12 protein-coding genes are annotated in these 14,227 nt (G+C 46.0%); 3 read left to right on the top strand and 9 right to left on the bottom strand.

Going from position 1 to position 14,227, the window contains the following annotated elements; all coding sequences use genetic code 11:
* The 4 genes from AF331_RS07290 to AF331_RS07305 all read right to left on the bottom strand — a co-directional run bounded on the left by AF331_RS07290 (position 1) and on the right by AF331_RS07305 (position 4,620).
* A complete protein-coding gene (locus AF331_RS07290) occupies positions 1-1,314 on the bottom strand; it encodes a dihydrolipoamide acetyltransferase family protein (RefSeq protein ID WP_053427431.1) in 1,314 nt (437 codons plus the stop codon).
* A gap of 123 nt (positions 1,315-1,437) precedes the next feature.
* Positions 1,438-2,415, bottom strand: a complete 978-nt coding sequence (locus AF331_RS07295) for an alpha-ketoacid dehydrogenase subunit beta (RefSeq protein ID WP_053427432.1) — start codon at positions 2,413-2,415, stop codon at positions 1,438-1,440.
* A gap of 3 nt (positions 2,416-2,418) precedes the next feature.
* The gene (gene pdhA, locus AF331_RS07300; RefSeq protein WP_053427433.1) at positions 2,419-3,534 is read right to left on the bottom strand and encodes a pyruvate dehydrogenase (acetyl-transferring) E1 component subunit alpha; all 1,116 of its coding nucleotides are present in this window, start codon (positions 3,532-3,534) and stop codon (positions 2,419-2,421) included.
* 429 nt (positions 3,535-3,963) lie between these two features.
* Positions 3,964-4,620, bottom strand: coding sequence for a YkyA family protein (locus tag AF331_RS07305; RefSeq protein ID WP_053427434.1), 657 nt, complete (start codon positions 4,618-4,620; stop codon positions 3,964-3,966).
* A gap of 287 nt (positions 4,621-4,907) precedes the next feature.
* On the opposite strand from AF331_RS07305, the gene def reads away from it, so the two are divergent.
* The gene (def, locus tag AF331_RS07310; RefSeq protein WP_053427435.1) at positions 4,908-5,459 is read left to right on the top strand and encodes a peptide deformylase; all 552 of its coding nucleotides are present in this window, start codon (positions 4,908-4,910) and stop codon (positions 5,457-5,459) included.
* Positions 5,460-5,506: 47 nt separating this feature from the next.
* On the opposite strand, the gene AF331_RS07315 is transcribed toward def, so the two are convergent.
* Positions 5,507-6,277, bottom strand: a complete 771-nt coding sequence (locus tag AF331_RS07315; RefSeq protein ID WP_053427436.1) for a Cof-type HAD-IIB family hydrolase — start codon at positions 6,275-6,277, stop codon at positions 5,507-5,509.
* 611 nt (positions 6,278-6,888) lie between these two features.
* Between AF331_RS07315 and AF331_RS07320 the strand changes: the two genes are divergently transcribed.
* Both AF331_RS07320 and rnjA read left to right on the top strand, forming a co-directional pair.
* Positions 6,889-7,095, top strand: a complete 207-nt coding sequence (locus AF331_RS07320) for a DNA-dependent RNA polymerase subunit epsilon (RefSeq protein WP_053427437.1) — start codon at positions 6,889-6,891, stop codon at positions 7,093-7,095.
* 4 nt (positions 7,096-7,099) lie between these two features.
* The gene (gene rnjA, locus AF331_RS07325; RefSeq protein WP_053427822.1) at positions 7,100-8,767 is read left to right on the top strand and encodes a ribonuclease J1; all 1,668 of its coding nucleotides are present in this window, start codon (positions 7,100-7,102) and stop codon (positions 8,765-8,767) included.
* Between the two features lie 364 nt (positions 8,768-9,131).
* Here the strand turns inward: rnjA and AF331_RS07330 are convergent, their stop codons facing one another.
* The 4 genes from AF331_RS07330 to AF331_RS07345 all read right to left on the bottom strand — a co-directional run bounded on the left by AF331_RS07330 (position 9,132) and on the right by AF331_RS07345 (position 14,215).
* Entirely contained in the window at positions 9,132-9,794 is a 663-nt protein-coding gene (locus AF331_RS07330) for a potassium channel family protein (RefSeq protein ID WP_053427438.1), read from the bottom strand.
* Positions 9,795-9,870: 76 nt separating this feature from the next.
* Positions 9,871-10,884, bottom strand: a complete 1,014-nt coding sequence (locus AF331_RS07335; RefSeq protein WP_053427439.1) for a cytochrome d ubiquinol oxidase subunit II — start codon at positions 10,882-10,884, stop codon at positions 9,871-9,873.
* A gap of 3 nt (positions 10,885-10,887) precedes the next feature.
* The gene (locus tag AF331_RS07340; RefSeq protein WP_053427823.1) at positions 10,888-12,213 is read right to left on the bottom strand and encodes a cytochrome ubiquinol oxidase subunit I; all 1,326 of its coding nucleotides are present in this window, start codon (positions 12,211-12,213) and stop codon (positions 10,888-10,890) included.
* A gap of 190 nt (positions 12,214-12,403) precedes the next feature.
* Positions 12,404-14,215 (bottom strand): ABC transporter ATP-binding protein, encoded by a 1,812-nt coding sequence (locus AF331_RS07345; protein WP_412177711.1) that lies wholly within the window; start codon positions 14,213-14,215, stop codon positions 12,404-12,406.
* Positions 14,216-14,227 lie beyond the last annotated feature (12 nt).

The raw sequence follows: 14,227 nt of genomic DNA on the forward strand, positions 1-14,227 counted from the left end.
TTACGCCTCCATTAATAATAGTTCTGGATCGTTCAACAAACGTTTGATATGGTTTAGTGCATGTTGAGCAGTAGCACCATCGATCATACGGTGGTCAAAGCTCAATGATAATGCTAACACAGGTGCCGCTACAATTTCACCATTTTTCACTACAGGTTTTTCAGCGATACGGCCAACACCAAGGATGGCAACCTCTGGATGGTTGATAACCGGAGTGAACCATTGTCCGCCTGCAGAACCGATATTGGTGATTGTGCAAGATGCACCTTTCATTTCGTCACCGGCAAGTTTACCGTCACGGGCTTTACCAGCCAGTTCATTGATTTCATTTGAAATATTGAACATGGATTTACGGTCTGCATTTTTCACGACTGGTACAAGAAGACCTTTGTCTGTGTCAGCTGCAATTCCGATGTTGTAGTAATGTTTTTGAACGATTTCGCTTGTAGCGTCATCGATTGATGTATTAAGAGCCGGATATTCACGAAGGGCACTTGTCAATGCTTTTACGATGTATGGCAAGAATGTAAGCTTAACGCCTTTTTCTGCTGCCACTTCTTTGAACTTCTTACGGTGAGCCCAAAGTTTTGTCACATCGATCTCATCCATCAGTGTAACGTGAGGAGCTGTGTGTTTAGAATTCACCATTGCTTTTGCGATGGCTTTACGCATACCGCTCATTTTCTCGCGAGTCTCTGGGTATTCACCTTCTGGAGCTTTAACTGGAGCCGGAGCTTTTTCTTCTTTGGCAGGTGCCTCAGATTTAGCTTCAGTAGCTTGTGGAGCAGATCCTCCATTAGCAAATGCATCGATATCTTCTTTTAGTACGCGTCCGTTTTTACCTGAACCAGATACTTCGCGGATTTCAACACCGTTTTCACGGGCATATTTACGTACAGAAGGCATTGCGATGACGCGTTTGTTAGGGTCAACTTCTTCTTTGCTCACTTCTTGACCTTCTTCTGCAGTACCTTGAACCTGAGCTTCTGTTTTTGCATCAGCTTTAGGCTCTTCTTTTTTATCGCTATCGCTATCGCTATCGCTGTCACTGCCCTTGAATTGAAGGTCTTCATAACCTGGTGCGTCGAAACGGATCAATGTATCGCCAACGACTGCCACAGTTCCTTCTTCTACAAGGACTTCTTCAACCGTACCAGCAACTGGTGACGGGATTTCTACAACAGCTTTATCATTTTGGACTTCACATAGTACGTCGTCCTCTTCTACTGTATCGCCAGCTTTTACAAACCACTTGACGATTTCACCTTCATGGATACCTTCACCGATATCAGGTAATTTGAATTCAAATGCCATGGATCCTACCTCCTGGTTTTATCATGATTGAATAGATGAATGTGATGGATCTTTTTTTCTCTATATAGTAGAAAATAGAAGGGTGTTGCTTCCCTTCTATTTTCTTTTTCTATCCGAATAGGATTAGAATTCAAGTACTTTCTTAGCTGTTTCGATTACATCTTTGTAATTCGGAAGCCAAACTGTCTCAGCTTGAGAGAACGAGAATACAGTATCAGGTGCCGCTACACGTAGTACTGGCGCCTCAAGGCTAAGGATCGCACGGTCATTGATTTCAGCAACGACGTTTGCAGCGATACCTGCTTGTTTTTGAGCTTCTTGGACAACGATCGCACGGTTTGTCTTTTCGACAGATGCCATGATGGTCTCGATATCAAGCGGGCTCACTGTACGAAGGTCGATGACCTCTACAGAATAGCCTTCTTTTTCAAGTTCATCGGCAGCTTTCAATGACTCATGGACCATTGCACCGTATGTGATGATGGAAAGGTCTGAACCTTCGCGTTTCACAGCGGCTTTACCAAGTTCGATTGTATACTCTTCTTCCGGAACTTCTTCACGGAATGAACGGTATAGTTTCATGTGCTCAAGGAAGATGACAGGATCGTTATCACGGATCGCTGAGATCAAAAGACCTTTAGCCTCATATGGAGTTGATGGGATAACCACTTTAAGACCAGGTTGCTGAGCAACAAGTCCTTCAAGGCTGTCCGCGTGAAGTTCAGGAGTATGAACCCCACCACCGAATGGAGAACGGATCGTGATCGGTGAAGAGTAAGCTCCACCAGAACGATAGCGCATACGAGCCATTTGGCCGGAAATTGAATCCATTACTTCGTATACGAAACCGAAGAATTGGATTTCTGGAACGGGACGGAACCCTTCCAATGCTAGACCGATTGATAGTCCGCCGATACCTGATTCTGCAAGCGGCGTATCGAATACACGGTCTTCACCGAATTCTTTTTGAAGTCCTTCCGTTGCACGGAATACACCACCGTTTAGACCTACGTCTTCACCAAAAACTAGTACGTCTTCGTTGTTGCGTAGTTCTGTGCGCAGTGCATCAGTGATCGCTTGAATCATTGTCATTTGCGCCATGGCTTACTTCGACTCCTTCTCTTTGTAGATTTCTAATTGCTCTTTAAGGTTGTAAGGAAGCTCTTCGAACATGTTGTTGATGAAATCTGTCACTTTTTGTTTAGGAGTTCCATCAGCTTCTTTGATCGCCTGCTTGATATCTTCCTTAGCAGATTCGATGACTTCGTTTTCTTTTTCTTCGCTCCAAAGTCCTTTTGCTTCTAGGAATTTGCGGAAGCGCACCAATGGATCTTTCTTTTCCCAGTCAGTATCCATTTCAGAAGTACGGTAACGAGTCGGATCGTCCCCTGCCATTGTATGTGGACCATAACGGTAGCAAAGTGTCTCGATTAGTGAAGGTCCTTGTCCATCAACTGCACGCTTGCGGGCTTCTGCAGTTGCTGCGAATACGGCAAGTGGATCCATACCGTCTACAAGGATACCAGGGATACCAGCTGCAACCGCTTTTTGAGCGATGGTTTTACCAGCTGTTTGCTTATCGCGAGGAGTTGAGATCGCGAATTGGTTGTTTTGAACCACGAAGATTGCAGGGGCAGCATAAGCACCGGCAAAGTTGATACCTTCGTAGAAGTCACCTTGTGATGAACCGCCGTCTCCTGTATATGTTACTGCTACAGCTTTTTTGCCGCGTTTTTTAAGTCCGAGTGCCACACCAGCTGTTTGGATGTATTGAGCACCGATAATGATTTGTGGGGATAGGACGTTCACACCTTCTGGCGCTTGGTTTCCTACGAAATGTCCGCGAGAGAACAAGAACGCTTTCGTTAGCGGAAGGCCGTGCCAGATGATTTGAGGAACATCACGATATCCAGGAAGGATCCAGTCCTCTTTCTCAAGTGCAAAGTGTGAAGCGATCTGTGATGCTTCCTGACCTGCTGTCGGAGCGTAGAACCCTAAGCGTCCTTGACGATTCAAGGAGATGGAACGTTGGTCAAGAATACGAGTGTAAACCATACGGCGCATAAGCTCTTGAAGATCTTCATCGGAGATCTCCGGCATTGCGTCTTCGTTTACAACTTCGCCTTCTTCGTTCAAAATTTGGAGCATTTCAAACTTGCTTTCAACTTCTTCGAGCGTTTTCACTGCGTCGAATTGTGCCTTCTTTGATTTAGAAGCCATCGAAGTCACCTATCCTTTCTACATGCATTTATTTTGGTTTTTTACATACAAAGTTTAGATTACCCAAATCAAGTATGACTTACCACATATCCGTGGACACACTGTTACTAGTTTTCCACAAATACTCAGAAAGAAAACCCAATTTTAAAATCGGGTTGATCTGTACTACTCAACACGGGATGCTGACTAATACAATATTAAATCACCTCTATTAGTTTACAATACCTATTTTCGGTACGTCAACGACAAAGTGCTATATTTTATAAGTTCTCTTTTATATTCAGACAACTTCAAGATGATTGTCTGAAGCCATCTGTATTACTGAGGTCTGACCACCTGTTATATATAATAGTTTCTTTTTTACGATTCTGTTATAGAGTAACTCCGAAGCAAATAAAAAAGACGGCAACGGGTGCCGTCTTCCATCAATCAATCCTTTTTCTCTTCGAATGCCTCATTGGAATATAGATCCTTCTTTGCTTCATTGTATTCATTCGTCTTGTCATTGTACTCATCATTCAATTTGGAGACTTTTTCATACTCCTTGTTGATCGATGTGACCTGCTTTTCCAGTTGTTCCATCGTGAGGTCTTCTTTTTTGAGCATTTCATACAGTTCCTTATCCCCGTCAAGGACGTTCAGATAGGATTTCGTCAGCTTTCCGTGGAGCTCATAGCGTACCTTCATCGTTTTCTCCAGTGACTGAGCCTGTTTCTTTAGATCTGCGTTATCTAGTTTTTCTATGTATTTGGATGCATCTGCGAACGTCTCTTTAGCCTCGTCCATGGACGTTTGCTCTTTTTGGATATACTCTTTCCTCTTATCGACATTCTTCAAAGCTTCGTCTGAAAGCTCCTGGATTTTGTCCATTTCCTTCATTCCAAGTCCCATGATGGTCTCATAAAGGTTTTGCTCTTTCTTCTCCAGCTCCTGCAGCGGCTTTTGGGCTTCAGCGTATGGCTTTTCCTTGGAAACGGTTTCTTCCATGACATCCTGAAGGCTTTCTTCCGGTGATGATGTCGCTGAACATCCCATCAATAAAAGTGCGACTGCACCTGTAACGATTGCAAAACGAAATTTCGACACGATCAGATCCCCCTAACATTTTTTCCATCTTCTACTATATCGATGTCTGCAGATTTTGACAATAGGGAGTTACCCCTGTCGGAATATGTCTATACACAGGAAACCCGGTACTCTATTACTATGCCCCGCGCTGCACCGGTATTCATGACTCCTGCTAGATTCGTTAACTTTTTGTGTATGAAGTGTTAAAATAATTCTATTGCACGCATTCCGCGCATCAGATTTTCATGTATCAACGGAAAACTTTTCAGAAAGACCGTTGCATTTCGAGGAGGAATAAAACCATTATGATTACAATGAAAGATATCATCCGTGAAGGCCATCCTTCCCTCACATCAGTGGCACAGGAAGTGACATTGCCGCCTTCAAAGGAGGATAAAGAGATCCTCTCAAGCCTTCTTGAGTATGTTAAAAACAGTCAGGATCCGGAGCTTTCCGCACAGTACGGATTAAGGCCGGGCATAGGCCTTGCTGCTCCCCAGATCAATGTCCTTAAACGGATGATCGCCGTTAACGTGAGGGACGGTGAGCGCCTTTACAGCTATGCGCTCTTCAATCCCAAGATCATCAGTCATTCCATCGAAAAAGCTTTTCTTACGTCAGGTGAAGGATGCTTGTCTGTTGACCGGAACGTTCCGGGATTCGTTCCAAGGTATGCCCGCGTGACGGTAAAAGGGTGGGACGTGGACGGCAACGAAGTCAAAATCCGCCTGAAAGGACTGGCAGCCATCGTATTCCAGCATGAAATCGATCACCTGAACGGCGTGATGTTCTATGACCATATCGATCATGAACATCCGTTCGAACCGATTCCGGACGCCATCCCCATTGAACGATAATCGTGAAAAAGGACTCCCCGTTGTTCAGGGGAGTCCTTTTCTGTTAGTTATATCAGGCCCAGTTTACTAAGCGCTTTAGAGATGCCCTCATCTGCTACATCCGCCGTCACGAGGTCGGCATGCCGCTTCAGCTCTTCCACGGCATTCCCCATGGCAACACCCGTTCCGACGCCCTTGATCATTTCAATATCGTTCAACCCGTCTCCGAAGGCATATACATCCTCCATCCGGAATCCGAGCTTGTCGATCATCCGTTTGATCCCTTCTGCTTTTGATCCCCCGTCAGGCAGAATGTCCATGGAATGTTCATGCCATCTGATAAAGGAGAATTCCGGGTAGTTTTCGCGGTAAAACATCTCTTCCTCTTCATCACAGAATAGAAGTGATTGATAGATGTCTCTTCCCTTATAGAACTCGGGCTGGCATTCAGGATGGGTGAACTTGAGGCTTGCCATGCTCTTATTGATATATTCATCATCTTCATGATTGGCCTTCATCGTTTCATGATCAAGATGGACGACGGGATGCCCCTTGGCTTCCGAGTCTTCCAACAGGGCTTCAAGACGGCCGGTATCAAGTGGATTCGTATAGATGACGTTGTTCTCGAATACAACATATTGTCCGTTGAAGGAAACATAAGAATCGATGCCGAGTTCTTCCCTCAAGGGTTCATACATGAATGGTGCACGCCCCGTGGCGATGGCTACAAACGTCCCATTTTCCTTGAGGCGGCTGATGGCCTCCTTCGTGGAGGATGGGAGTTTTTTATCGTGGTCGAGCAGTGTTCCGTCTATATCAAAAAAAACGATCTTCGACATTATGACTCTCCTCTTTCTAGTAATGGAATAACAAAATGGTAAGACGTTGATAAAGGTACGCTTTCACTGCTAAATTGTCAATGGATGCCGCAACCGCTTCATTTACTATATTTAACCATGTAAGAGATAAGAGAAATTCCGTACAATAAAGGTAAGGCATCTTTACTTCAAGCCTTTTTCTCGGTAAAATATAGGTAAGGAGTGATCATCCATGTTCAAGAAGCTGCGTAAAAAGCTTATGAAACAGTGGAAAGAGTTGCTTAAAAAAAAGACGATCGCTTAAATGAAGGAGTCCATCTACATGCATGTCATACTGTCACTTTTCATAAGCAGGGACTGATGCCGTTTTGGGAGTCTTTTCTCCAAGAATGGATCCGTTCCTGCTCTTTATGTGCATGGAATCTTGATAAAACTTTATTTAATAGGAAGAATCCTTTATAATTCATACTATACATATTCATGATAGAGATCCCGGGCCGCTGTCGCCCATTGGAATGAAATGATCTATTTATGGGTAAACCGTATGGTAACAACCCACACATTATGTTGATAACTTTTTTATCATAGAGGAAAGTTAAAGTTTTGAAAACGGATAAGGAGAGAGAAAACACATGATTTACAAAGTATTTTATCAAAAGAGTAAAGAAGAAGTGCCTGTTCGCGAATGCACTGACTCTCTTTACATCGAAGCAGATTCAGAGCGTGAGGTACGCCTCAAGCTGAAAGACAAACCGTACAACATCGAATTCGTGCAAAAGCTCGAGGGCGCTTTTCTAGAACACGAGAAAAACCAAGAATCATTCGAGCTTGAGCAATAATCGGATGAAATTTGTCAAGAATGACCAGACTGCAGTATTTGCCCTCGGTGGTCTAGGTGAAATCGGTAAAAACACATACGCTGTACAGTTCCAGGATGAAATCATCCTAATCGATGCAGGGGTCAAATTCCCTGAGGACGAACTCCTCGGCATCGACTATGTGATCCCTGACTATACGTATCTCGTTAAAAACGTAGATAAAATCAAGGGACTTTTCATCACTCACGGTCACGAAGATCACATCGGGGGGATTCCGTACCTCCTTCGCGAGCTGAACATTCCGATCTATAGCGGAAAGCTCGCCATGGGATTGATCAAGAATAAACTTGAAGAGCACGGACTTCTCCGTAATGCCAAGCTCAACATCATCCAGGAAGATGATGTGATCAAGTTCCGGAAAACGTCCGTCACGTTCTTCCGCACCACACACAGCATCCCGGATTCTTACGGGATCGTGGTCAAGACGCCTCCGGGCAATGTCGTTCACACAGGTGACTTCAAATTTGACTTCACTCCTGTAGGGGAACCTGCCAACCTGACCAAAATGGCGGAAATCGGAAAAGAAGGCGTGCTATGCCTACTTTCCGACAGTACGAATGCTGAGGTCCCGAACTTTACAATGAGCGAACGCAAAGTAGGCGAAAGCATCGACGATATCTTCAGGAAAGTGGACGGCCGCGTTATTTTTGCTACATTCGCATCCAACATCCACCGCCTGCAGCAGGTTGTCGAAGCGGCAGTCTATCACAACCGTAAAGTCGCTGTATTCGGCCGAAGCATGGAGGCGGCCATCACCATCGGCCAGGAGCTTGGATACATCAATGCGCCGAAGGAAACCTTCATCGAACATAATCAAATCAATCGGTTGCCTGCGAATGAAGTGGCCATCCTTTGTACGGGTTCTCAAGGGGAACCGATGGCTGCCCTATCCCGTATCGCAAACGGTACACATCGTCAGATCCAGATTCAACCGGGTGACACTGTCGTCTTCTCATCTTCACCGATCCCTGGAAACACGATCAGTGTAAACCGTACGATCAACCTTCTATACCGTGCAGGAGCAGAAGTGGTCCACGGACCACTCAGCAATATCCATACATCCGGACACGGTGGACAACAAGAAATGAAGCTCATGCTTCGTCTGATGAACCCTACATTCTTCATGCCGATTCACGGTGAATATCGCATGCAGAAGATGCACGCTCAGCTTGGCGTCGACTGTGGAGTAGACCCTGATAACTGCTTCATCATGGATAATGGTGATGTACTTGCCCTCAGCAGCGACTCTGCTCAGGTGGCTGGGAAGATTCCTTCAGGGAATGTTTACATCGATGGAAGTGGAATCGGTGACATCGGAAACATCGTCCTCCGTGATCGCCGCATCCTTTCAGAAGAAGGGCTGGTCATCGTCGTGGTCAGCATCAATATGAAGGACTTCAAGATTGCTTCCGGTCCGGATCTGATTTCTCGCGGATTTGTTTATATGCGTGAATCTGGGGACTTGATCAACGAAGCGCAAACCTTGATTTCCAAACACCTGAACAAGGTGCTAGAAAGAAGGACTACTCAATGGTCTGAAATCAAGAATGAAATCACCGACACACTGGCTCCTTTCTTATACGAAAAAACCAAACGTCGTCCAATGATCCTTCCGATCATCATGGAAGTCTGATCCATTATAAAAGGGCTGAGACACACGTGCTTTAGTCATAATAAAATCCGGACTACTTTCCCACAGATAGGGCAAAGTAGTCCGGATTTTTCATTTGTTTCATGAGCTTTTAAGATTCTTGCGTTTGATTGAAGTGCAAGACGAAAAGACCCCTGCAGGAAAGAGCAGCTGATGGGAGAAGGCCTGACGAGGAGGCTCACTGGCTGCCCGCGGAAAGCGTAGTCTTGCACGTAAATCATGAGTGGTATTAAGAACCTACACTGATTGTGTTTGTCATTACATGGTCACTTTTTGTATGCTAGAATCCCCTATCAAAAAAAAGGATGGCCCGCGTAAGCAGTCGGCCATCCTTTTACTATAAGCTTTATGTCCACAGGATTTTTTTTTCAAAGCGGTTGATATCGGTGTCCGCACCGATCACGATGAGGATATCCCCTTCCTGTATCTCTTCTTCTGCCTGGGGAGACACGATGATATCCCGGTCCCTTTTGATTGCCACGATATTGATCCCGTATTTTGCCCGGATATCAAGGTCGATCAAGCTGTTCCCGCTGAGCTTCTCATTGGCAACAAGCTCGACGATGGAATGTTCGTCCGACAGCTCCAGGTAATCCAGCACATTATTCGAAACGATATTATGGGCGATCCTTCTACCCATATCCCTCTCAGGGTGAACCACCTGATTGGCACCGATCTTCCTCAGGACCTTTTCATGGTAGTCATTCTGGGCCTTGACGGTGATCTTCTTCACACCGATCTCCTTCAGCATGATGGTGGTGAGGATGCTTGACTGTATATTATCCCCGATGGCAACAATCACGTGATCGAAGTTGCGGATCCCGAGGCTCTTGAGGACCGACTCGTCGGTCGAATCCGCCACGACAGCATGTGAAGCGGTGGAGGAAAATTCATTCACTTTATCCTCATCCATATCGATGGCCATCACCTCCATCCCCTGATCGGCGAGGGAGCGTACGATGCTCCCTCCGAAACGACCCAAACCGATGACAACAAACTCTTTTTTCATCTCCCATACCCCCTATTTTGCTATCCTTATTTTAGCATAAAATCCCGGTGAGTATAATTGGTCAGCTGCTAGGGGATTATTTTTTCCCTTTCACATAATCTGCGTCGAATAAAAACAGGCGCATCAACAGATACAGGGATGGAATCAGCAGCAGCAAGCCGGCAATGAATACGATGATAAGGGCCGTCCCCATCACTTCGTTCGTTACACTTGAACCAATGGTGATAAAAGGCTTCAGGATATACGGCAAATGGGAGGCACCGTACCCGAAGAAAGCGAAAAAGAATTGAAGCATGACCGAAATGAAGGCTAGGCCGAATTGTTTGCGGCGATAGATAAGCCATGTGGCGAGAGCAAAGAATAATAGGGATAGGCCGAACATCCACCAAATATCCATCGCATTCATAAAATGCTCTTCGTTGTGATTCTTCAAGGACCAGAAAACCCATAGGCTCGCAATAATCGTAGGTGGGCTCCAGAAAAGGGCAAATTTCCTCAAAATCTCCCTGGAGGCCATATCCCCTGCCCTATTGGCATAGTAAGTCAAAAATGCCGCTGAAATGAATAGGACTGAAACGATTGACAAAAATACGACACTCCATGAGTAGGGACTGGTCAGAAGCTTTCCGGCCAGGAATGTCACGCCGTCATCGGTTTCCTTTAGGAAGCCTCCTTCGGATATGGTGAGCGCCGTGGATAAAGACGCCGGTATCAACAACCCCGTGGCCCCGTAAATGAACAAGTAACCTATGTTTTCCTTCGATCCGTAGTTACTGAATGCATAAAAGCTTCCCCGTATTGCGAGGAGGATGATGGCCACGCTTCCCGGGATGAGGAGGGCCGTCCCGTAATAATAGGCGGTATCCGGAAAGAATCCTACCAGACCGACGAAGAAAAATACGAAAAATACGTTGGTCACCTCCCATACCGGTGACAGATATCTGCTGATGAGCGCATTCATCGTGTGTTCCTTCCCTTTCATCCGGGCATAGAAGGCAAAGAAACCGGCACCGAAATCGATCGATGCTACAATGAGATACCCATACAAAAAGATCCACAGGACGGAGATCCCGATCACTTCCAAACTCATATCCTATTCCTCCTTCCGGTTGGCTGGGAACCTTTTCTCAAGTTCCGCTTCTGCAGGTTTGTTTTTGAACATCCTGATGAGGACGACCACACACAAGATGCCGAGCATCAAGTAAAGGGCCAGGAACATGGCGAAAATCCAGGCGACGCCATCTGCATGGGTGGCTGCCTCGGCAATCTTCATATATCCCCTGAGGATCCAAGGCTGTCTTCCGACTTCTGCGTAGATCCATCCGAATTCAATGGCAAGCATGGCGAGTGGCCCACTTGCAACGATGCCCCATAGGAGCGGTTTATTGAATTCATTCCCCTTCTTCCATTTCCACAGGAGGATGAATAAGAAGCTGATGAAAATACTGAACATCCCGATCGACACCATCCCATCGAACATATAGTGGATCCAAAGGGGTGGTCGTTCATCTTCCGGAAAATCGTTCAGGCCGATCACTTCCGTATCGAATGAACTGCCTGCAAGAAAGCTCAAGAATCCTGGCAGTCGGATTTCATTGGAGATTTCATTATTCTCATCGATTGTGCCAAAGACGATGAGATCTGCATTTTTCTCTGTTTCAAAATGCCATTCACCGGCTGCAAGCTTCTCCGGCTGATACTCTGCAAGGAATTTTGCCGAAAGATCCCCTGCAAGAGCTGCTCCAAGTGAAAAGACCAATGCCGCTGTCATAGTCATCCGAAGTGCCTTTTTATGATAGTCCCCTCCTTTTTTCAAAAGGATGGAGAAGGCGGCGATGGCTGCAAGGATGAAGGCCATTGTCATATAAGAAGTGGTAAGCACATGAAAAACCTTCGTAGGGGTGGCAGGATTCAGCATGGCTGCAATCGGGTCGATTTCGATGGCTTTGCCGTCCTTAAGCTCGAACCCTTGAGGTGTATTCATGAATGCATTGACGGTCGTAATGAATAATGCCGAAGCCGAAGAACCGATCATAATGGGCAGATTGAGAAGCCAATGGGTCCACTTGCCTTTAAACCGGTCCCACGTATAAAGGAAAATCCCAAGAAATATAGCTTCAAAGAAGAAGGCGAACGTTTCCATGAAAAGCGGTAGGGCGATGATTTGACCTGCCACTTTCATAAATGATGGCCACAGCAATGAAAGCTGCAGACCGATCGCTGTTCCTGTAACGACCCCTACAGCAACAGTAATGGTGAACCCCCTTGCCCATCTTCTGGCCAGAAGGAGATAGTGGTTATCATTCTTCTTTATCCCTATAAACTCTGCGATGGCGATCATTATGGGCATCCCTACCCCGATCGTTGCAAAAATGATGTGGAAGATCAATGTACTCGATGTAAGCAATCTACTGATCATGACGCTATCCAAAACTGATTCCCCCTCGTACGTTATACCCTTATTATAAAACAAACCAAGAGTATGTGAATTAGTGAACATGACTATTTTGTGACAAACTTCACAAACTAACCTCATTCGATGTTATGGTACCATTTCCCTCTCACGGGTAAAAAAAACATCCCTGCCAGACCGGCCAGGGATGTTTCTTTTATATTGCTTCGATCATTCGGAACTGTGATTCTACTAGGTCGTAATAATCCCCTCTCTGTTCCATCAGCTGATCATGGTTTCCACTTTCCTTTATTCTTCCGTTTTCAAGGACGAAGATAGTATCAGAGTCCCTGATGGTAGAAAGCCTGTGGGCGATGATGATGGCTGTACGGCCTTTCAATAATTTTTTCAAGGCCGATTGGATCTTCACCTCAGTCTCCGTATCGATGGACGCCGTTGCCTCATCCAAAATGATGATGCGGGGATTGGCAAGCAGGGCCCTCGCGAAAGAAAGAAGCTGCCTTTCCCCTACAGATAGAACGTTCCCGCGTTCTTCTACTTCGGTCTCATAGCCATTTGCGAGTTTCCCGATGAAATTGTCCGCTCCGATCGCTTCCGCAGCGAGTCGAACTTCTTCATCTGTCGCATCGGGACGTCCGAACCGGATATTATCCATGATCGTTCCAGAGAAAATGAACGTATCTTGTAGGACGATGGAAATCTGGTTACGCAGGCTCGCCACCGATACATCCCTTAAGTCATTCCCATCGATTGTGACCGCTCCTGCCGTCGGATCATAGAAACGACTGATCAAATTGGCGATGGTCGTTTTTCCTGATCCCGTATGTCCCACAAGGGCTACGGTCTGACCGGCCTTCATCTCGAGATTGATGCCTTGTAGGGCCTTTCGCTTATCATCATAAGAAAACTCCACTTCGTTGAACTGGATATGACCGGCGATTTCTTTCATGGAAATGGCCTCGTCCTTCTCATGAACGATCGGCTTTTCATCAAGGAATTCAAAGATCCTCTCTGATGAAGCCATCCCGATCAACAGTTGATTATACACCTGCCCGAGACGCGAAATCGGCTCCCAGAACATGCCTAGGTAAAAGGCGAAGGAAACGAATTCTCCCAGCTGCAAAGAACCGTTCTGTATCAGATGGGCACCATACCAGATCAAAACGGCCGTACCAACGGCATTGGTCATTTCGACCAGTGGTCTGAAGATGGCATTCTTCTTGGTGGCCGTTCTCCAGCTCTCGAAGTTTTCCGTATTGATTCCATCGAAGAACGCCATGTTTTCACGCTCCTGGGTGAAGGCCTGTGTCACCCTGACCCCTTGGATGCTCTCATTCAAGTGGGAATTGAGCTTTGCTTGTTTGAGCCGCACAAGCTGCCATGATTTCCGGATGTTCTTCCTCAACGTGGTGGAGATGAAGAACATGATCGGAAGGATGACCATGACGGCGAGGGTGAGCTCGGGACTTAGAGTGAACAGGAGGACGATGATCCCTGCGAGCAGGATGATATCCATCAATAGGTTGATGACCCCGTTTGTAAACAATTCTTGAAGTGAATTGATGTCGTTCATGATCCTGACAAGTATCGAGCCGGCTGAGCGCTGGTCGAAGAATCGGTGGGACAGGCTTTGCACATGACTGAACAGATGCTTGCGCAGGTCATAGATCACGCCTTGGCCCAGCTGATTCATCCAACGTATCCTGAGGATGTTGGCACAGTAACTGATTACATAGAGTCCTGCAATCACACCAATCAAGGTCATCAGCAGACTTCCATCCTTCTGACGGATGGCTTTATCCAGCGTATACACCCCGATCAGAATCGGAATGATCAATCTGACGGCCGTTGTGATCAGTACCGTCAGGATGGACAGAGGCAACAGCTTCTTGGAATACGGTTTCAAATACGTCAGTAGCCGCGAAAGCTGTCCCCAGTTGAATGGTTTGTCGATCACTTGATCGGTTGAGTAGTGGAATCGGTCCATCACTTTTTTGTCATTTTTCATCTTTGTCATTCA

The organism is Rossellomorea marisflavi, from assembly GCF_001274775.1.
Taxonomy (GTDB): Bacteria; Bacillota; Bacilli; order Bacillales; family Bacillaceae_B; genus Rossellomorea; species Rossellomorea marisflavi.